16 protein-coding genes are annotated in these 21,048 nt (G+C 41.0%); 9 read left to right on the forward strand and 7 right to left on the reverse strand.

The window, feature by feature from the left end:
• The first annotated feature begins 210 nt into the window (after window positions 1-210).
• The 6 genes from AC6H3C_RS17650 to tnpC all read left to right on the forward strand — a co-directional run bounded on the left by AC6H3C_RS17650 (window position 211) and on the right by tnpC (window position 5,858).
• Entirely contained in the window at window positions 211-483 is a 273-nt protein-coding gene (locus AC6H3C_RS17650) for a hypothetical protein (RefSeq protein ID WP_497516744.1), read from the forward strand.
• A complete protein-coding gene (locus AC6H3C_RS17655) occupies window positions 480-1,979 on the forward strand; it encodes a phosphoribosyltransferase-like anti-phage protein (protein ID WP_497516746.1) in 1,500 nt (499 codons plus the stop codon). Before AC6H3C_RS17650 ends, AC6H3C_RS17655 begins: the two co-directional genes overlap by 4 nt.
• A gap of 2 nt (window positions 1,980-1,981) precedes the next feature.
• On the forward strand, window positions 1,982-2,794 hold the full coding sequence (locus tag AC6H3C_RS17660; RefSeq protein WP_497516747.1) for an NADAR family anti-phage protein: 813 nt from the start codon (window positions 1,982-1,984) through the stop codon (window positions 2,792-2,794).
• Between the two features lie 530 nt (window positions 2,795-3,324).
• Window positions 3,325-3,669, forward strand: coding sequence for an IS66 family insertion sequence element accessory protein TnpA (tnpA, locus tag AC6H3C_RS17665; RefSeq protein WP_497516013.1), 345 nt, complete (start codon window positions 3,325-3,327; stop codon window positions 3,667-3,669).
• 6 nt (window positions 3,670-3,675) lie between these two features.
• Complete coding sequence (tnpB, locus tag AC6H3C_RS17670; protein WP_497515904.1) at window positions 3,676-4,032, forward strand: IS66 family insertion sequence element accessory protein TnpB; 357 nt, start codon at window positions 3,676-3,678, stop codon at window positions 4,030-4,032.
• A 74-nt stretch (window positions 4,033-4,106) separates the two neighbouring features.
• The gene (gene tnpC / locus AC6H3C_RS17675; RefSeq protein ID WP_497516749.1) at window positions 4,107-5,858 is read left to right on the forward strand and encodes an IS66 family transposase; all 1,752 of its coding nucleotides are present in this window, start codon (window positions 4,107-4,109) and stop codon (window positions 5,856-5,858) included.
• 175 nt (window positions 5,859-6,033) lie between these two features.
• On the opposite strand, the gene AC6H3C_RS17680 is transcribed toward tnpC, so the two are convergent.
• Window positions 6,034-7,395, reverse strand: a complete 1,362-nt coding sequence (locus tag AC6H3C_RS17680) for an IS5 family transposase (RefSeq protein WP_497516615.1) — start codon at window positions 7,393-7,395, stop codon at window positions 6,034-6,036.
• Window positions 7,396-7,866: 471 nt separating this feature from the next.
• A complete protein-coding gene (locus AC6H3C_RS17685; protein WP_497516750.1) occupies window positions 7,867-8,901 on the reverse strand; it encodes an AlbA family DNA-binding domain-containing protein in 1,035 nt (344 codons plus the stop codon).
• A gap of 640 nt (window positions 8,902-9,541) precedes the next feature.
• Here AC6H3C_RS17685 and AC6H3C_RS17690 point away from each other — a divergent pair.
• Both AC6H3C_RS17690 and ltrA (AC6H3C_RS17695) read left to right on the forward strand, forming a co-directional pair.
• On the forward strand, window positions 9,542-9,859 hold the full coding sequence (locus AC6H3C_RS17690) for a hypothetical protein (protein ID WP_497516752.1): 318 nt from the start codon (window positions 9,542-9,544) through the stop codon (window positions 9,857-9,859).
• Window positions 9,805-10,941: a group II intron reverse transcriptase/maturase gene (gene ltrA / locus AC6H3C_RS17695; RefSeq protein ID WP_497516754.1), complete on the forward strand. Its 1,137-nt coding sequence runs from the start codon at window positions 9,805-9,807 to the stop codon at window positions 10,939-10,941. Before AC6H3C_RS17690 ends, ltrA (AC6H3C_RS17695) begins: the two co-directional genes overlap by 55 nt.
• Before the next feature lie 59 nt (window positions 10,942-11,000).
• On the opposite strand, the gene AC6H3C_RS17700 is transcribed toward ltrA (AC6H3C_RS17695), so the two are convergent.
• The 4 genes from AC6H3C_RS17700 to AC6H3C_RS17715 all read right to left on the reverse strand — a co-directional run bounded on the left by AC6H3C_RS17700 (window position 11,001) and on the right by AC6H3C_RS17715 (window position 17,812).
• Window positions 11,001-11,576 (reverse strand): DUF4411 family protein, encoded by a 576-nt coding sequence (locus AC6H3C_RS17700; protein ID WP_497516755.1) that lies wholly within the window; start codon window positions 11,574-11,576, stop codon window positions 11,001-11,003.
• The gene (locus AC6H3C_RS17705) at window positions 11,573-12,730 is read right to left on the reverse strand and encodes an ImmA/IrrE family metallo-endopeptidase (protein ID WP_497516757.1); all 1,158 of its coding nucleotides are present in this window, start codon (window positions 12,728-12,730) and stop codon (window positions 11,573-11,575) included. The genes AC6H3C_RS17700 and AC6H3C_RS17705 overlap by 4 nt, the downstream gene beginning before the upstream one ends.
• Window positions 12,731-14,290: 1,560 nt before the next feature.
• Window positions 14,291-16,579 carry a hypothetical protein gene (locus AC6H3C_RS17710; protein ID WP_497516758.1) on the reverse strand — a complete coding sequence of 763 codons (2,289 nt, stop codon included), beginning with the start codon at window positions 16,577-16,579 and terminating at the stop codon, window positions 14,291-14,293.
• Window positions 16,580-17,428: 849 nt separating this feature from the next.
• Entirely contained in the window at window positions 17,429-17,812 is a 384-nt protein-coding gene (locus tag AC6H3C_RS17715; protein WP_497516759.1) for a PEGA domain-containing protein, read from the reverse strand.
• Between the two features lie 785 nt (window positions 17,813-18,597).
• On the opposite strand from AC6H3C_RS17715, the gene ltrA (AC6H3C_RS17720) reads away from it, so the two are divergent.
• Complete coding sequence (gene ltrA / locus AC6H3C_RS17720) at window positions 18,598-19,992, forward strand: group II intron reverse transcriptase/maturase (RefSeq protein WP_497515882.1); 1,395 nt, start codon at window positions 18,598-18,600, stop codon at window positions 19,990-19,992.
• A gap of 58 nt (window positions 19,993-20,050) precedes the next feature.
• Here ltrA (AC6H3C_RS17720) and AC6H3C_RS17725 read toward each other — a convergent pair whose 3' ends face one another.
• Window positions 20,051-20,941: a hypothetical protein gene (locus AC6H3C_RS17725; RefSeq protein ID WP_497516760.1), complete on the reverse strand. Its 891-nt coding sequence runs from the start codon at window positions 20,939-20,941 to the stop codon at window positions 20,051-20,053.
• Between the last annotated feature and the right edge of the window lie 107 nt (window positions 20,942-21,048).

Raw genomic sequence — 21,048 nt, forward strand, 5'->3', positions numbered from 1 at the left:
TGACCCTTTTGGTATTCTTGGGGCGTTACAATGATGTGCTTGCTTACCCGAATAACTATGCCTCATATCACGTTTCTGTTCGTCAGTACCGGATTTTGCCGTTTGACTTCCTTCACTGCTGCCGTCGCCAGCAACCAGCTTGTCACTTGCTAATACTTCCGGGCGTTACCCCAGCGTATAGGGACTTACACCCTTTGGAAAAATACACACTTGTTATTTCGCTACTATGTAAAGTTTATTTGTATTTTTAAACTTTTTCCAGAGCTTACAACAAGTGTGCGCGCTGCTTATGCAGGGCGCACACAAAGGCTAAATGCAAAAGCGGGTTCGGTGGTGTGCCAACCGCGTCTTTCCGCTCAATTTCCGTGTCCTACCGGACAGGAAATCGCCCGCAAATCCGCTTCTGCACTTAGCCAAACCGTTGGCGGTAATGCTAAAAAACAGACAGAGGCATTAGTAACAAAGCAAAAGAAAACAAAATGATTGACCTAAATGGAACCTATTGGCAGATAAGCGCAGAGGATTCTGATTTATCTGGGAAAAGAATTGATTTCAAAGAGAATGGAGAAGCTAATCTAAAAAAGATTGATTACGATGAAAATAAGCGACCTATTTTTACAATCACAAGCTCAGGTACATTTGATATTGTTGATGATAGAATTATAATAAAATTTGACGACGACGAACTTCATGGAATTATCGTTGAAGATGTCATATTTGGAGAAATTATATCATCAAATCCCAAAATAGAGTTCGAATTACAGTGCTATGGATTTTATGTGCCGCCGGGAAATAAATACATTAGGGACTTTAATGAAGTTAGTGTTGGTGAAGGTGATGAATTTGATTTAATCCTATACATATATCGTTTAATAAAAGATTATAGACTTGAATTCTTTGATGGTTCAAGAATTTCTAGGTCTAAAATCAAAAACTGGGTAGACCAATTTGATGAAAATTTAAGAATCCCAATACTTACTGAATTGAAGAATATATTTGAGAAACGATATTGTTCTAAAAAAGACGTTAAAAATTTTTTAGATTCAGTAATAAATGAATTGACACAAGATTTTAAATTCAATAATCCCCAGGATTTTTTACGGAATTCAAACTTTCTCAATCTTCAACCTGCAGGTAAAAGCCAAGGAATAATGCTTAATTTGCTTGATGAGCTTATTCAGGAAAAATATGAGTTATCAATTAATGACTGTGGAACTTCCTCAAAAAAATATTCTATTTACTTAGATGATATACTTTGTACGGGACTAACTTTAATATCTGATATTAAGGATTGGTCAGAAAAGAGTTTTTCGGAAGGTAAAACAAATAAGCAAGCCATCGCAGATAAATCAACAACGTTAGTTTTTGCTTATGTGTTTATTCACAAAAAGAACTATTTAAAGAAAGTCGCGGAAATGAGACACAAGATTTCTAAAGAAATTTCTTCTATGCATAAAATGTATAGACTGGTTGAGATTCAAAATAGTGTTTCAGTAGATTCAAAAATAGATTTGGTACTTCCATTGGACGAGGAGCAAACTGACCGTGTAAAAGAATATCAAACTGAAATATCCAATAGAGTTGACCAAAGAGCTGAAGAAAAAGGGTGGAAAACGGGACCTGATGAATTTTACCGTCCAACAAACACTCCTGGCAATGAGGAATTTTTTACTTCTCCAGAAAATAGGCAGGTAATAGAAAATGTCTTTTTGCATAAAGGCATCCAAATTCTCGACAATGCGAATTCACAAATACACAATATTAGAGCACTGGGTTATTCGCTTCCTTCTTTGAAAGATTTTGGTTTTGGAGCTTTATGTTTTACTTGGAGAAATGTTCCCAATAATGCTCCTTTAGTTTTCTGGTATTCAGGCGGTGGGTTCACTCCGCTTTTTAATGTTGTCAGAAGAAATAATGCAGCATTTGATTTTAACATTATTGCCAATCCTACTACTTTAGAGGATGATTTACCTTTTTAATAATGGCAACAAAAAAATACGAACTTAAAACTTATAAAGAAGACGAATGTTGTGTCTTTCGAAAAACCAAAGAGCTCTATGGCGGTCTTTCGAATATGGCTTCTGGGTATCCTTTAATAGTAAATGACGTTCAGATTTTATCATCTGAAGCTTTATATCAAGCTTGTAGATTTCCGCACCTTCCTGATATTCAGAAAAAAATCATCAAACAAAAAAGTCCAATGTCAGCGAAGATGGTTTGTGAACCATTTAAAAGCGAATCTAGGGACGATTGGGATGATGCTCGAATTAAAATTATGCGCTGGTGTCTAAAAGTTAAACTTGCTCAAAACTTCACTGAATTTGGTAAATTATTAGAAAGTACGTTTGATAAACCTATAGTAGAGGATAGCATTAAGGACGATTTTTGGGGTGCAATTCGAAAAAAAAAGGAAGGTAATATTTTGACAGGAACTAATGCGTTGGGACGCCTTTTGATGGAACTCAGACAGTTCTATAACGAGAAAAGATATAGTTATGAAATGTTCGTTGTAGAACCTTTGGACATTTCCGCCTTTAAGCTTTTCGGGAAACCAATAGCAATTATTGACGAACGTGAAAATTTTATATCATATATTAAAAAATCAACGAGTCTTGTTGAAATTAAAAATCTTCCAAACACTGTTTTAAAAGAAGAAGAAAATGAAATGAGGTTTGAGAATTTACTCTTAATAGACGAAAAAAGAAATACAAAAAAGACGAAAGAAAAGATAAGCGTAATAAAGACAAAAAATAAACCTGCCGACAATGCAGGACAGACAACATTACTATTTTAACAAAAAAGCACATACCGCCAATCGAGTAGACGGCTCCGCCAGTAATTAGCTGACGGAGTGCGCCTCTCACACCACCGTGCGTACGGGTCTCGTACACGGCGGTTCATCAGGTATCAACACTATCGCTCTTTACACCAATAGTACCTCTGTCTTTGTTTAGGATAAGGCTGGCAAACTCGAAGTTTGGACCTCCTTATCGAATTCGAGACAACCCAACGTTCAGTCCTTCACTATCTGGTGAGACCTCCACGGTTTCTATTCGTGGCTCGTTACCGATAGCTACTATGTCCGGCAGCTGCCGGATGACTTCTCACCACAGCCAACACGTGGACGGTGAGATCTCCCCTGGTAAAAGCTTTTCCCTTCCTCCAATGCCTGCGTGATCTACATAGTGACCCTTTTGGTATTCTTGGGGCGTTACAATGATGTGCTTGCTTACCCGAATAACTATGCCTCATATGTAAGCATTCGGCGTAATACATATTGCCAGCCAGGGGATCTCGCCGTTTCTTTGATGGAAAAAAATGAGGATGACACTATCAACATTTAAGAGGCTCTTCCAGGAGTATCAGGAGTCGGGCTTGAACGTAAAGGACTTTTGTTCCAACCAGGGCTTTGCCCCTTCCACATTCTACTACTGGAAGAAACAATTGGGTGAGATGTCGCGGCATCAGCCCGAGAGTTTTGTTCCGCTGGTCTTTGATTCCAACTTACCGGTTGCCAGTCGGCGGACAATCCAGGCTCCCATCAATAGTTCCGGTATCCCAGGCAATCAGGCTCCCATCGAGTTTGTGTTTCCCAACGGTACAAAAATGATGATAAGAGATAAGGCCGATATGCATTTGCTAAAAGCAATTGTTCACCTGTTTGATTAGAGCCGGATGTTTCATTTACATGGTAAGCTAAAGTACTTTCTTTATCCGGCACCGGTGGATATGCGCAAAAGCTTTTACACCCTCAGTGGCATAGTAAGCTCGGTCATGAAACGCGATGTTCAAAGCGGTGAGGTTTTCATTTTTGTCAACCGAAGACTCACCATCATGAAGATTCTGCACCTGGAGCACGGTGGCCTGGTTATCTATCACAAGAAGCTTGAAAGTGGGGTTTTTAAGCTTCCCACCTTCGGTGAAGCCCTCACATCTCAGTCCATTGATTGGCACGATTTAATGATGATTGTAAAAAATGTGAAGCCTAAAAAAAGGCTCTTGAAAAAGCGACAAAGCGAAGCACTTTTTTAGTTTTTTTCAGGCACCAAAAATTGGCTGAAAGCCTTGATTTTACTATCTTTACGCTCATAATCAAACAGTGGTAAATGAGCGATTTTGCAACCGGTAAAGATGTGTTAATCCAGGAGCTTCTTCAGGAACGTGATGAGCTGTTCCAGGAGCTTTCCCGGTTGCGAAAAGTCGATAACGGGGCCTTGGAAGCCCTGGAGGAACGTGATGAGCTGTTCCAGGAGCTTTCCCGGTTGCGAAAAGTCGATAACGGGGCCTTGGAAGCCCTGGAGTCCAAAAATCAGAAATTAGAGGTTGTCGTAGCTCAAAAAGACCAGCAAATCCATAAGCTTACCGATCAGCTGGCCTGGTTTCGCCACAAGTTTTTTGGGAAATCCAGCGAAAAGCATATTGCAGAAGATCCCAATCAAAGAAAGATTGACTGGGATGGCCTGGATGTACTTTCTGAAGAACAGATCGCCATAAAAGATGCAGAGAAAGAGTTAATCGAGTATGAACGGCGCAAGCCTGAAAGAGAGAAAAAGAACGCTGTTCGCCAGCCGCTTCCAGACCACCTCAGGCGGGAGATAGAAGTCATAGAGCCCGAAGGAGTCCAGGATAACTGGGTACGCATTGGCGAGGAAGTAACAGAAATACTTGAACACAAACCCGGCGAGATTTATGTACGCCGGATAGAACGCCCAAAATACGCCGTAAAGCAATCAGCAGGAGAAGAAAATATTACGAATGAACAGGACCGGAAGGAAAACCCGGCTATCCGTATTGCATCCATGCCACTATTGCCTTTACCCCGAAGCAATGCCGGCCCTTCGTTGTTGGCCGAGCTGATGATGAACAAATATTTTTACCACCTGCCTTTTCATCGTCAGATTGCCATATTAAAGATGGTCGGGGTAAGATTGCCCGCATCAACCGTTAATGGTTGGTTCCAGGGCAGCAGCGATTTACTTCGGGCGCTTTATCTTCGCTTAAAAGAACTCATTCTGGCATCCGACTACATCCAGGTTGATGAAAGCACCATCCCGGTTATCAATAACGAAAAGCACAAAGCCAGTAAAGCTTACCTGTGGATGGTCCGCTCGGTAATGGACAACCTTGTTTTCTTTCACTACGATAAAGGCTCCCGGGCCGGGAAAGTAGTGGTTGATCTTTTGAAAAATTACCAGGGAGCTGTTCAAACCGACGGTTATCAGGCATACTCAATCTATGAGCAAAAGAAAGGTGTTTTGCTCCTGGGTTGCTGGGCGCATGCGCGCCGCAAATTCTCCGAAAGTCTTCCCGAAGACAAAGCCGGAGCAGGGTATGCATTGGCACAAATAGCCAAACTCTATCAAGTTGAAGAAATGGCCACTGACCAGGAAATGGATTTCCGGCAAAGAGCTGAACTTCGAAAACGGCTGGCCTATCCAATTATGCGTGCCTTTGAAAAATGGATTGAAGGATATTACCCTAAAGCGCTGCCGGGTGGTAGAATGGGCAAAGCGCTGGCTTATACCTACAATCTTTTTATGCGTCTGTCCCGCTATCATTTGGATGGCCGCTACCTGCCTGACAACAACCTGGCCGAAAATGCCATCAGGCCACTGGCCGTAGGAAGAAAGGGGTATTTGTTTTGTGGCAATCATGAGTCGGCAGAGAATGCTGCCATCATGTATTCCCTGCTGGGGTGCTGTAAAGCCAGTGATGTGAATCCCCGGGAATGGTTGACCGATGTATTTACCAGAATCTCATTGTACAACAACAACTACGATTTAGACTTGGCCGACCTTTTGCCACACCGTTGGAAAAAATCCAACAAATGCCAGAGTTTTTCAGAAAACTCCAACTAATTCCAAGAGATTCCAGTAGAACTTAGAAAATTCCAAATCTCAGGCTGGTATCCCCGGTCTAAGAGAAAATTCAGTATACGTGGCAGGCCGAATGCTTACATATGAGGCATAGTTATTCGGGTAAGCAAGCACATCATTGTAACGCCCCAAGAATACCAAAAGGGTCACTATGTAGTCAAACGTGAAAAACCCTCATTTTTCCAGAAAGCATGAAACTTAAGTTTCTACTGAAGAGGAAAATTAGGTTTTCAAATAGCTCAAAAATATTTTTTGCCCCGGATTTTAACCTCCGGAGCATTTTTCTCAGGTTGAAACCGACTGCCGCCAGGATTGAGTTCATATTGTCCCCAATCTGGTCGAGCAGGTAATTCCGAAGCATCCGGTGGTCGTGTTTCACGTGGCCAATGACTGGTTCTATCCCGGCCCTGGCCCTGAAGCGTTGCCTTGTTTTTTGCCGTTGGTATTTGTTGTGGCTTTCAAGTGGTTTCCCCGGGCAAATAATTTGTGTGCCATTTACTTGTTTGCGGCCCCGGTATCCCCTGTCAACAATTCCTGTTTCGGGCTTGTGGCCGGTGATCCTTTCCACTTGCGTCAGTTGGGGAGAGAGGGTATCTCCATCGAAGGGGTTTCCGCAAAAGCTTATGATCCCGATAATGATTCCCGATTGACGGGTCTTTACGATTGATACTTTGTTCCCAAATTCGTATTTCTTGTGTTCTTTGCCTTTGGCAATACAACTTACCTGGGGCTGGTGAATACTGTAAACCTTGTTCTTCGAACCCCGGGTTTGGGTCAGTACCCGTTTAAAAATACAGAACTGGTTTTGGTATTTCATTTTTTGGGCTTCTCCCATCTTGCGTTCCAGGTCACGAAAAATCTTTCCCGCAATCACTTTTATCCTTCGCCTGGCGGCCAACGCCTTCTTCTTTCTCCGGGGATGGTCATGGAAGCGCTGGTCGATCAGCAGTTGCTTTAATTCGCGTTGGTAGGTCTGCCTCAGGTGGATGCCTTCTTTCTTTGAGATTTTCCGGCACTTTTCGATGATTTTCTTCTGAAGTTTTACATCGGTGGGGAAGGTGATGTTTTTCTCCTGTACCGTGGTATCGATTAAAACTTCTTTTTCCCGGATTTCTTTGCTCCCAAACAAATCCACTGTTGCCTTCAAAATCTGTTCGGCTCCATTTTCCCCGATACGCCTGCGAAACTTGATCAACTCGGTCCGGTCGAACGGAAAATCGTGACGGAAATAAACTTCTCCGCAGAAATATTGCCAGTACGGGTTTTCGATCCAACGGTCAAGCACGCTTTCATCGCTCTGGTTATACATCCTGCGCAACATGACAACCCCAACGATCAACCGGATCGGGACAGATGGACGCCCGTTGTCGGCACAATAATAAACACTCAAATCATTCTCCAGACTTTTCCAGTCTATTTTCCCGGAAAGTTGAACCAGTTCATGGCTTTCATCAATAAATTGTTTCAACGGGACCCGGAACATACTTAATTGCGGATTTTTTTCTTTTTGACCTATCATTTCTACCAGCTTTTTCTCAAATTTGGCAAAAATCCGGTAGATTTTACTCCCCCAAAATCAAATTTAATCAACAATATTGTATTGATTATCAACAATGTGGAAGCATTATTTTGATTTTTCACGTTTGACTATGTAGATCACGCAGGCATTGGAGGAAGGGAAAAGCTTTTACCAGGGGAGATCTCACCGTCCACGTGTTGGCTGTGGTGAGAAGTCATCCGGCAGCTGCCGGACATAGTAGCTATCGGTAACGAGCCACGAATAGAAACCGTGGAGGTCTCACCAGATAGTGAAGGACTGAACGTTGGGTTGTCTCGAATTCGATAAGGAGGTCCAAACTTCGAGTTTGCCAGCCTTATCCTAAACAAAGACAGAGGTACTATTGGTGTAAAGAGCGATAGTGTTGATACCTGATGAACCGCCGTGTACGAGACCCGTACGCACGGTGGTGTGAGAGGCGCACTCCGTCAGCTAATTACTGGCGGAGCCGTCTACTCGATTGTGTGCATGTGCTTTATCTTTTCTCTTGTTTTTGGTTGATTCTCTATAATCAGATAAACATGTTTCTAAAAATTTATCCCTGTTCAACATTCTCTTTATCAAAGGAATTAAAGATTCTGAATATTTGTGCAAAGAATTAGAATTTTTTCCAGATTTTATTTCCGTATGAAATTTAGCATTTCCTTTAACATTCAATTTAGCGAGAACACACTTTATCTCATGATTATTTAGCTCCAATCGTTCTGTTAAGTCCCTGGTAAACAATGGATATAAACTGTCTGATGGTATTGAAATTTCAGGTTCAATTAAACCTTCAATTTCTCCAACTAATCTTAATGTTGGAATCCCTTCACCTTCTTTTTCAACGAATTTTCCTTCTTTAATAAATTTGATTTTATCAATAATTGATTTGTCCAATAGGATTTTACCATTACCCACAGAAATCTCGCCTTTGTATGTGTCAAAGAGGTTTACATTTTGTGGTCCAATCATTGATATTTTTTGAATATGTTGCATCCACAGAAGCTTTTCCTTTTCTTTTTCTTTATCAAGGATGCCTTTTAGTTCTGCATATTCAATTTCCTTTGTTTCTGCTCTATATCTGTAGTAAATGGCTCCCTCTCTAACAATGCCATCCTTATTCTTTTTGCATATAATTGGTTTATTTTCAATCTCTTTTACAGTTATTTCTGCAAATTCTTTACTGTTAAATTCAATAATCTCGGAACTCCAAATTAATTCCTGCGAAAAATATTCTCTAATAAGCCTATCAATCGAAGCAGGGTCTGTATCTCTATATTTTGTATTTGTCATTCCAAGGGGTTCATGAGGTTTATCTTTAATTCCATAAATAATTGAACCACCTTTGTTATTAGCCATTCCAACAAGAGATTTTATATATTTTAATAGATTGTCTCCGCCCTGAAAGTTTTGTTTAAACTCAAGGTCAAAGCTCTCTCTTTTCTTTACATATCCTCGCTTATCTAGTTCGATTTTAAATCCCATGTTTATCAGGCTGTTATTGTTCTCTTAGCATTGCACACAACGGTGGTGGTATGAAAAGTTGCCGATTTCGAAGCACTTCCTTATCAAGCTACACAGCACTTTTATAGAATCGAAAACCTATAGACCTGCACTGCAACGGCAATTTTTTATACCACGTGTGTGCGCCCTGCATAAGCAGCGCGCACACTTGTTGTAAGCTGTTGAAAAAGTTTAAAAATACAAATAAACTTTACATAGTAGCGAAATAACAAGTGTGTATTTTTCCAAAGGGTGTAAGTCCCTATACGCTGGGGTAACGCCCGGAAGTATTAGCAAGTGACAAGCTGGTTGCTGGCGACGGCAGCAGTGAAGGAAGTCAAACGGCAAAATCCGGTACTGACGAACAGAAACGTGATATGAGGCATAGTTATTCGGGTAAGCAAGCACATCATTGTAACGCCCCAAGAATACCAAAAGGGTCACTATGTAGATCACGCAGGCATTGGAGGAAGGGAAAAGCTTTTACCAGGGGAGATCTCACCGTCCACGTGTTGGCTGTGGTGAGAAGTCATCCGGCAGCTGCCGGACATAGTAGCTGCCGGTAACGAGCCGATGAATGAATCGGAGGACTCACCGAGGTCGTGAAGGGCCGAACATTAAGATGTTCCAAATTCGTCAGGGAGGCATTGCCAGCCCTGTCTTAAGCGGAACAGGGCAACCGAATAAAACGAAAACGGGAATGATTGAACAGGTACTCAACCGGAGGAATATGATGCGTGCTTACCGTCAGGTGGTGTCGAACAAAGGTTCGGCAGGCGTTGATGGTATGCCGGTGAAGGAACTATATGCCCACCTGACCACTAACAGGGAGCAGATAGAATCCGAAATCCGGCAAGGGAAGTACCAACCACAAGCCATTAAGGGGTGGAAATCCCCAAAAGCAACGGTAAAGTTCGCCTGTTGGGCGTACCTACCGTAACCGACCGGATGCTTCAACAAGCCGTTGGTCAGGTTTTAGCCATCAAATTTGAGATGGAGTTTGAAGATTACAGCTATGGTTTCCGGCCTAACCGCAATGCCCGGCAGGCCGTGTTAAAAGCGCAGGAATACATCAACTCGGGCTATCAGCATATTGTTGATATCGACCTGAAAAGCTTCTTCGATGAAGTAGACCACTGTATTTTACTGCAATTGATCTACAGGAAGGTCAAATGCCCGCTCACGCTACGGCTGATCCGCAAATGGCTGAGAGCGCCGATTCAAATTAACGGGAAACTTGTCAAACGCAGAAAAGGTGTGCCACAGGGAAGCCCGCTTAGCCCGCTGTTGTCCAACATCATGCTCAATGAGTTGGACAAAGAACTGGAAAAGCAAGGATTTCGCTATGTGCGCTATGCCGATGATTTTAGTGTGTACACCAACAGTAAAACGGCAGCCTGCAAGATTGGCAACAGCATTTTCCTGTTTCTAAAGGATAAGCTGAAACTGCCCATCAACCGGGAGAAAAGCGGCATCCGCCGTCCGGTCAACTTCAAGGTTTTGGGCTACGGATTCGTACCCACTTACCGAAAAGGGGAGAAAGGCAAATACCAACTGGTTGCAAGCGAAAAGAGTTGGAAATCACTCAAAGAAAAGCTGAAAACGATCACCCGAAAAACCACCCCGATGAGCTTCGACGAGCGCATCCAAAAGCTCAAAGAAGTCTCCCAGGGTTGGCTTAATTACTTCCGGATGGCCAGTATCCAGGTCAAACTGAAGGATATCGACGGGTGGCTGAGGAATCGCCTGCGGTACTGTATCTGGCATCATTGGAAAAAGCCGGAACGGAAACGAAAGAACCTGATCCGGTTGGGTGTTTCACCCGAACAGGCCTACCAATGGAGCCGTTCGCGAATGGGGGGATGGGCTATTGCCCAAAGCCCGATTCTGGGAACGACCATTACCCTGGAGCGATTGCGAAAAAGAGGTTATCAAGCGTTGCTTACGTATTACGAGAAAGTTGCCTTATCCGGCAGTTGCCGGAAACCGCTGTATACGAGACCCGTACGTACAGTGGTGTGAGAGGCTCTCCCCGTCAGCTAATTACTGGCGGGGCAGTCTACTCGATTGGGCGTAGGTTTTTATTGAAAGTCAATATCAATACCGTCATATTTTTCTAATAATTCAGGTAAAGTTAAAGTGTCAATATTAAGTTCTTTGCAGATTGCTGGAATCTTTTTAAAAAGTTTATTATCATTGCTACTTTCAGTCTCTTCAGTGACTAAAACAACTTTTTCTCCTTCCTTTTGCAAATTTAAGCAAAGTATGATTTGCTTCATATCAGCATTATTGAGGAATGTGTTTTTTTGGTTTTCAAATTCAGTATCTGTAAGTTTTCTCTGTTTTCTGACAATAGTATTTACAAATTGACTCTCTACCTGTCTAAGAAATTTAGCTGGCGATGGTGCTAATAATGAATCGGTCTTGAATGGAACTTTTGCTGATTTATGAAATTCCTTATCATTCAAGTAATTTAGAGTCGATAACACAATACCTTTAGAATTGTAAGTACACTCTTCAAGCACTTTGTCAATTATAATAATTTCACCTTTTTCGATTTTCTTTTTAAAGAACTGATAAAGAACCCTTTTTTTGTCGAACGGTAAGTAGTAACGAACCAACGACAGAAGCGAATTTGTGTCGATTACTACTTTCATTGTAAATACTTTTCTAATTTGTCAGGTGAAATATTTAAAGTTTTGCAAACATCGTATTCGTTAATAACACCCTCATAGAATGCAGTCTGAATAGTTGAGATTAATAATGGTGAATTCATCGGTTTTGGCGTTGAGCCACCCTTTTGAATTCCAAGAATTTTATCCAACTCCTTTTGTTTATTTTGTTCTTCCTGCCTAATTCTATACTGCTCGTCAAAGTCAGCTTTAATAGAATTATAATTGTTTTGACTAATTTTCTTCTGATATAAAAGCTTTGTAAATAAAGCAATCTGGCTAAGGTGTGTTTCTTTTGAAATACTTTCAATTAAATCAAAGTGATAATCATTATTGCCTTCTGCTGTTTCTATATTTTCAAAAGCTTTATCAAATTCTCCTGCAAGAAAATGGTAGGCGAAATCATTACACCATCTTTCAATAGCTGATAGTTTATTATTACCAAAATTTGAAATATCTAATTGCTCAATTTCTTCTTCGTTAATTAAGTAATGTCCCAATTCGTGAATAAGAGTAAATATTTCTCTCCTAAATGAGGTCTGTTGCCTTTTAAGAACAATAACATTTGGAGTTAAAAAGAAACCATCGATGTTGGCTTTTTCTTTCTTGTTCCATGTTTCAACAAACTCAAATACAAGAATATTGTTTTCGGCAAAAGTCGAAATTAGACCTCTAAGGAATTCCTTTGGAATTGGATTAAAGTCGGGATATAACTCTTTTCGTATTTCTTTGGCTACTGTTTTCGGGTCTTGACTTAATGTAAAAACAGGTAACGACCGTTCAATATTCAGTTCGGCTAATTTTGAAATTGCAGAAAGTGAAATTTTGAATTCTTCAAACTGATTAACTATTTTTTTGGCACCAATATTAAGGTCTGTCCCAAACTTTGTCTTTCTAAAAAATATACTCGCATCTTGAGATACTTCCGGTGATTTTGGGTCTAAATAAAAGTGAAGTCCTTTATTAAAAACCTTGTCAATCCTCTTTAGGATATTTACTTTAATTTCTGTTGACAAAACATCTTCTTTGTTCAATGGGGTTTTTAGTCCTTCATTGATAAGCATAAGTAACTCGTCTACTGTCATTTTATATAATGTCAGCAGGTATTTTAATCTTGATATGTTTTGTTCTATTTTCAAGAAATCAGTCTTTTTTTTTGACAAATCTACAAAATTAAACGGATTTTGTTACATCGTTGCCGCTCCTAAACTTACGCCCAACGTTACGCATATGCCTAGTGGCGGATTGCGGACGATTCAACCGTCAAACCGTGGTAAAGTTTGAGCGGGCGAAAAGCCTTGCAAAGTGCAGTAAAACCGCCATTAGGTATATGCGATGTGTGCGCCCTGCATAAGCAGCGCGCACACTTGTTGTAAGCTCTGGAAAAAGTTTAAAAATACAAATAAACTTTACATAATAGCAAATAACAAGTGTGTATTTTTCCAAAGGGTGTAAATCCCTTATACGCTGGGGTAACGCCCGGAAGTATTAGCAAGTGGCAAGGTGGTTTTCCGTGAGGAATGCACTGAAGGAAGCCAAACGGCAAAATCCGGTACTGACGAACAGGAATCTGATACGAGGCTATTAAACGAGGATAAGCAAGCACATCATTGTAACGTCCCAAGAATACCAAAAGGGTCACTATGTAGATCACGCAGGCATTGGAGGAAGGGAAAAGCTTTTACCAGGGGAGATCTCACCGTCCACGTGTTGGCTGTGGTGAGAAGTCATCCGGCAGCTGCCGGACATAGTAGCTATCGGTAACGAGCCACGAATAGAAACCGTGGAGGTCTCACCAGATAGTGAAGGACTGAACGTTGGGTTGTCTCGAATTCGATAAGGAGGTCCAAACTTCGAGTTTGCCAGCCTTATCCTAAACAAAGACAGAGGTACTATTGGTGTAAAGAGCGATAGTGTTGATACCTGATGAACCGCCGTGTACGAGACCCGTACGCACGGTGGTGTGAGAGGCGCACTCCGTCAGCTAATTACTGGCGGAGCCGTCTACTCGATGTGCGCCCTGCATAAGCAGCGCGCACACTTGTTGTAAGCTGTTGAAAAAGTTTAAAAATACAAATAAACTTTACATAGTAGCGAAATAACAAGTGTGTATTTTTCCAAAGGGTGTAAGTCCCTATACGCTGGGGTAACGCCCGGAAGCATTAGCAAGTGACAAGCTGGTTGCTGGCGACGGCAGCAGTGAAGGAAGTCAAACGGCAAAATCCGGTACTGACGAACAGAAACGTGATATGAGGCATAGTTATTCGGGTAAGCAAGCACATCATTGTAACGCCCCAAGAATACCAAAAGGGTCACTATGTAGATCACGCAGGCATTGGAGGAAGGGAAAAGCTTTTACCAGGGGAGATCTCACCGTCCACGTGTTGGCTGTGGTGAGAAGTCATCCGGCAGCTGCCGGACATAGTAGCTATCGGTAACGAGCCACGAATAGAAACCGTGGAGGTCTCACCAGATAGTGAAGGACTGAACGTTGGGTTGTCTCGAATTCGATAAGGAGGTCCAAACTTCGAGTTTGCCAGCCTTATCCTAAACAAAGACAGAGGTACTATTGGTGTAAAGAGCGATAGTGTTGATACCTGATGAACCGCCGTGTACGAGACCCGTACGCACGGTGGTGTGAGAGGCGCACTCCGTCAGCTAATTACTGGCGGAGCCGTCTACTCGATTACAGGCAGTTTTTATATTTTTCTAATTAATTTTGATGGCATAGAATACATTAATTCTAAAGGTTCTCCATTCTCAACAGGTTGAAACACAACAAATCTTTCTCCTTCTTTATTCTCCATTTCATCTTCTAACAGAACGCCCTCGGGAAATTTCTCTTGATTCATGTCAGGAAATACAATTTTAACTTTATCGCCTTTGAAGAATCTTGGCTCCTCAATACTTTGGAATTCTTCCGTTTGTGCTTGTTCTCGCTTTTGTTCTATAAAATCTTGATGCTTAACTACAGGAAAACCATTTACTAAATTTTTTTCTAAGTCAAATTCAGGGTCAATTACTACATTATGTCCATTTTCAAAAAAACGCAAAAGGTGTAAACCAAAATCTTTATCATTATCGATTATCTTTAGTTCACATTCTTTAAAATCAAATCCTGCTAATTGCCAATTTTCATAAAGATTGTCAAATCTTAGAGGGTCTGTTATTAGTGGAACAAAATTGTCTAGATTTATTGGGCTTTTTGTTTCAAAATCATAGAGCAAGCAAATTGGGGCATAGTCAAATTCAGTTATTTCATTAATTTTTGACAACATCGCACTGTATTTAATTAAGTCATATTTAACAACCTTAATTAATTTCTCGTTAGTTTTTTTTCTCTTGGTTAGTTCAGAGTATTTGCCTCTATTAAAATTTATGCTAGTTGCGAAAATCGGGTCTTTTTTTGAACTGTTCAATTCACTATTTAAATGTGATAGCATATGCTCACCTTCTTCTTTGGAATATCGTTCAATTTCATGACCACAGTATAAATATGTGTAATTTTTATCTTCTAAAGTAACTCGAATACAATATGCGCCTTCATTGATTTCTCTTTCAAAATTGTAACTAATTACAGGTCTTTTTCCATCATAGTTCATGTTTTTAATAGCAGTAATCTGTCCTTGTCCTTTGGTTATTAGTGAGACCCATTTCTTAAAATCAAAATTCTTTAGTTTAGAATTTGGCAAAGGTTCTTTTAACCCAGTAAGTCCAATTACCCTATCTAAATTTCTTCTACATTCTTTATGTATTGGACCTAAGGAATGTTTATATCCAAACTCATCAATTTCAACTAGATAAGCTTCGTCAGAACTAATACTCATATCGCAGTGCAAACAACTCCATTTCGTCATATTCTGACTTAAAATTGGTTTGTTTTTTTCCTTGAAGGCAATAACATGAGGTAAATCTTCTACTTCATCTATTTCAGGGTGAGCTTCTAAAACTGCAATTACTTTATCATTATAAAGATTCCGATTTTCATCTAAATATCTCATCATTCCAGTTATTGTAGAACACCGAAATACTACATTCCATTCTATCGTTTCTTCTTCTCTTTCAATAACTAATTTTGAATCACGGTAATTTTGCTTGGGATTACCTACATCGTCAAATCGAAAAAGTTCAACAATTAGAAAATCAGCATTTTCTACAAAGGACTTTATTAATAAGATATCTTTACCACAGGCAAAATTCTCATCAAATTTTCTACTGACATCATTATTAGATTCTGAGCTATATTGTTTTAATAAAGCATTAATTTGAGAACCATCAATTGACTGTCTTTTCGATGCGTATGTTAAGCAATTAGCTACAAGCATTTTCCATATAAGTTCTGGTCGTGGAAATCCTTTGCTTTTTAAAAGCATTAATGCAGCATTAATATTAGAACTGCCTTCTTCTAAATCTATGATTGATATATATACCTGCTTGCAAAATCTAATGAAGTTTGATTCATTTGTCTCAACTCCCGCAATTCCGTTATATAAATGATAAAATTGGGTTCGGAAAAATTTAAAGGTATTTTCTTCTGATTTATTTAATGGATTATCTTGAAAATTAGTGTCATTAAGCCGAATTGAAGTCAGAATTTTTTTCAAGTCCTTCTTGGCTTTTGATGTGCTGTCTGATGTTGTAATTAACACATAATTTTTGTCTACAGAATAATTCTCTATAAAATCGACCACAAACTGCTTGATGGCTTTTATAAAATCAGATTTAGCAGATGAAGAAAGGCTTGAAATTTTTCTTTTAACTTGGCAATAAATCGTAGCCTCCTCGCAGTCTATCCGAATATCATCAACGTTGTCAATAGTTTCAAAGTGAATTGATTTAATAATCAAGTCCTTTTCAATATCAACAGTTTTATTAATGTTGAATCCTGTGTAATGAGATGTTAAAAACCAAGCTCCAACTCTCTGTTGATAGTCAATTCCTGCATTTGTTGCAGAACCAGCAGCATCAATTTTGTTTTTTTTTGACATTCAATATTTGTAATAGTGTTGGTCGTCTATTTAAATTGCCTGTAACGGTGGCGGTATGAAAAGTTGCCGATTGCAGGCGATTTCCTGTCAAGTTACACGAAAGTTGAAGCGGGCTACAACCCTTGAATAACCTACTGCCTCGGCAATTTTTTATACCGCGTGTGTGCGCCCTGCATAAGCAGCGCGCACACTTGTTGTAAGCTGTTGAAAAAGTTTAAAAATACAAATAAACTTTACATAGTAGCGAAATAACAAGTGTGTATTTTTCCAAAGGGTGTAAGTCCCTATACGCTGGGGTAACGCCCGGAAGTATTAGCAAGTGACAAGCTGGTTGCTGGCGACGGCAGCAGTGAAGGAAGTCAAACGGCAAAATCCGGTACTGACGAACAGAAACGTGATATGAGGCATAGTTATTCGGGTAAGCAAGCACATCATTGTAACGCCCCAAGAATACCAAAAGGGTCACTATGTAGATCACGCAGGCATTGGAGGAAGGGAAAAGCTTTTACCAGGGGAGATCTCACCGTCCACGTGTTGGCTGTGGTGAGAAGTCATCCGGCAGCTGCCGGACATAGTAGCTATCGGTAACGAGCCACGAATAGAAACCGTGGAGGTCTCACCAGATAGTGAAGGACTGAACGTTGGGTTGTCTCGAATTCGATAAGGAGGTCCAAACTTCGAGTTTGCCAGCCTTATCCTAAACAAAGACAGAGGTACTATTGGTGTAAAGAGCGATAGTGTTGATACCTGATGAACCGCCGTGTACGAGACCCGTACGCACGGTGGTGTGAGAGGCGCACTCCGTCAGCTAATTACTGGCGGAGCCGTCTACTCGATTATGGGCTGGTTTTATTTGTTCTGTTGAATAAGTGCAGCATTAACCGCATCTTGATCTAATTTATTCCAAGCACCTGTCGCTGCATCTATAATTACTGGAATAAATCCACCTAAAACGTCCAATACTATCCAACCAGCACCAACTTTTGTATTTACAACTCTTGTAACAGATTCATAACCATCCTTCCTGAATTCAATAGTATAGGATTTGTCAGCCTTTAAACTTAATTCTACGGGTGTCGTTCCCATTTTAAATCCGTTTACATATACTTCTGCACCGTGAGGTTCTGAACTAACTGCAAGTGGATGAGTTTTTGGCGCAAAAAGTGTTGCGCAACCTGTAATCAAAATAGTCAATGTTAGAATTGATGTGATTGTTAAGATAATTTTCTTCATTTTTTTATCCTTTAAAGTTTCCTACTCGTAAGGTTTTTCGGATTCACCTCGTTTTTTAGAGTGGTCGCTGAACTCCACTAATTTTATAAAATACTTTCTGTCAATCAATTTAAATTTCAAGAAGAGTCAAAAGTCGGTGGTTCTCTTGTCTGTGTCAATCCGTTGTGTTTTTCTTTAAACTTGCCCATAACGGTTGCTAGTTGGTTGCGGTTGGGAGTTTGAAACTGCTTACTTGTCCCACGGTAGTAAAGCTGCCAAAAAGTGTTAAGAACTCCAAATACGTCATCAACCCAACTGCAATTAACTAGCTGTGTGCGCCCTGCATAAGCAGCGCGCACACTTGTTGTAAGCTCTGGAAAAAGTTTAAAAATACAAATAAACTTTACATAGTAGCAAATAACAAGTGTGTATTTTTCCAAAGGGTGTAAATCCCTTATACGCTGGGGTAACGCCCGGAAGTATTAGCAAGTGGCAAGGTGGTTTTCCGTGAGGAATGCACTGAAGGAAGCCAAACGGCAAAATCCGGTACTGACGAACAGGAATCTGATACGAGGCTATTAAACGAGGATAAGCAAGCACATCATTGTAACGTCCGACGAACGCCAAAATCGTTTTATAGTAGATCAGGCAGGCATTGGAGGAAGGGAAAAGCTTTTACCAGGGGAGATCTCACTAACCACGTGTTGGCCGGAGTGAGAAGTCAGCAGAGGACATAGTAGCTGCCGGTAACGAGCCGATGAATGAATCGGAGGACTCACCGAGGTAGTGAAGGGCCGAACATTAAGATGTTCCAAATTCGTCAGGGAGGCATTGCCAGCCCTGTCTTAAGCGGAACAGGGCAACCGAATAAAACGAAAACGGGAATGATTGAACAGGTACTCAACCGGAGGAATATGATGCGTGCTTACCGTCAGGTGGTGTCGAACAAAGGTTCGGCAGGCGTTGATGGTATGCCGGTGAAGGAACTATATGCCCACCTGACCACTAACAGGGAGCAGATAGAATCCGAAATCCGGCAAGGGAAGTACCAACCACAAGCCATTCGAGGGGTGGAAATCCCCAAAAGCAACGGTAAAGTCCGCCTGTTGGGCGTACCTACCGTAACCGACCGGATGCTTCAACAAGCCGTTGGTCAGGTTTTAGCCATCAAATTTGAGATGGAGTTTGAAGATTACAGCTATGGTTTCCGGCCTAACCGCAATGCCCGGCAGGCCGTGTTAAAAGCGCAGGAATACATCAACTCGGGCTATCAGCATATTGTTGATATCGACCTGAAAAGCTTCTTCGATGAAGTAGACCACTGTATTTTACTGCAATTGATCTACAGGAAGGTCAAATGCCCGCTCACGCTACGGCTGATCCGCAAATGGCTGAGAGCGCCGATTCAAATCAACGGCAACTTGGTCAAGCGTCGTAAAGGCGTGCCACAGGGAAGCCCGCTTAGCCCGCTGCTGTCCAACATCATGCTCAATGAGTTGGACAAAGAACTGGAAAAGCAAGGATTTCGCTATGTGCGCTATGCCGATGATTTTAGTGTGTACACCAACAGTAAAACGGCAGCCTGCAAGATTGGCAACAGCATTTTCCTGTTTCTAAAGGATAAGCTGAAACTGCCCATCAACCGGGAGAAAAGCGGCATCCGCCGTCCGGTCAACTTCAAGGTTTTGGGCTACGGATTCGTACCCACTTACCGAAAAGGGGAGAAAGGCAAATACCAACTGGTTGCAAGCGAAAAGAGTTGGAAATCACTCAAAGAAAAGCTGAAAACGATCACCCGAAAAACCACCCCGATGAGCTTCGACGAGCGCATCCAAAAGCTCAAAGAAGTCTCCCAGGGTTGGCTTAATTACTTCCGGATGGCCAGTATCCAGGTCAAACTGAAGGATATCGACGGGTGGCTGAGGAATCGCCTGCGGTACTGTATCTGGCATCATTGGAAAAAGCCGGAACGGAAACGAAAGAACCTGATCCGGTTGGGTGTTTCACCCGAACAGGCCTACCAATGGAGCCGTTCGCGAATGGGGGGATGGGCTATTGCCCAAAGCCCGATTCTGGGAACGACCATTACCCTGGAGCGATTGCGAAAAAGAGGTTATCAAGCGTTGCTTACGTATTACGAGAAAGTTGCCCCATATCTTAATGAACCGCTGTATACGAGACCCGTACGTACAGTGGTGTGAGAGGCTCTCCCCGTCAGCTAATTACTGGCGGGGCAGTCTACTCGATTACCAATAGTTTTCATTTCAAGTTTGTGTCATTCTTTAATATCCATCCATAGATATGAGTCGGTTGTGCCATGAAATTTGAAAAGTCGCAATGCTCAATCTTTGATGTTGGTTCCATTAGAACATAAATCCATTCATTCTCCTGAACTTTTTTAAAGCCAAGAGCTTTGCCTTTTGCTCCTCTCGTAAATGTTGCAGTTATGTTTCCTCTACTACCATTTACAGGGTGTTCTACATCATCAAAGAAATAGCACTCTTTGCGAAGATTCGATTTGTCAACAGTTATCGCAAATTCCCAAGTCGGGTTAAATGTATTCTCAGCTTTCTCTGTCAAATACAAAAAACCTGATGTCGCGCTCAAAATAAATTTTGGCTCATTTTTGTTATACCTAATCTCATAATTGTACTCAAGGATTTGAGGGTCTGCACAACAGCCTGGATTATAGAGCCTGAACGAAACCAACTTGTTTTTTTCAAATGTCATATTCACAATGTCCTGATAACCTGTAAATACTTTTTTATAACGGACTCCTTGATTTAAAAATATCTGGGTAATGTTGGGTTCTCCTCCTGATGGTCCTTGATAAAAAACGTCTAACAAATTGTCACCATTAATGTCGATTGCATAGAGATATTTCACAAGGTCTTTGGGCTGGAAAGGGAACTCATCGTATAGTTTCACGCTGTCATAATACATTGCTATAAAATCCTGCAAAAAAAGACTATCTCTATTCTTCTCATAGTCAGCCAATATTGTTCGATTATATTCTGGCTCTTTGAGGTATTCAATTTTTCCCGTCCACTCAAAATATTTTACAATTTTGTCTGTGTCAGTTTTGCTATTCTGTCCATAAGAGCAGAATGAAATTGCTGTCAATGTGATTATTAGGTAGTAATTTCGCATCCTCTTAAAATTATTGGTAACGGTCACTTGTATGTGGTCGGGCGGGGTTTAGATGAGAAATCCTCTCAGACTCGCAGGAAAATGGGCACGCGGTCTGACTTGTCAGA

This window comes from Gaoshiqia sp. US2 (assembly GCF_059705485.1).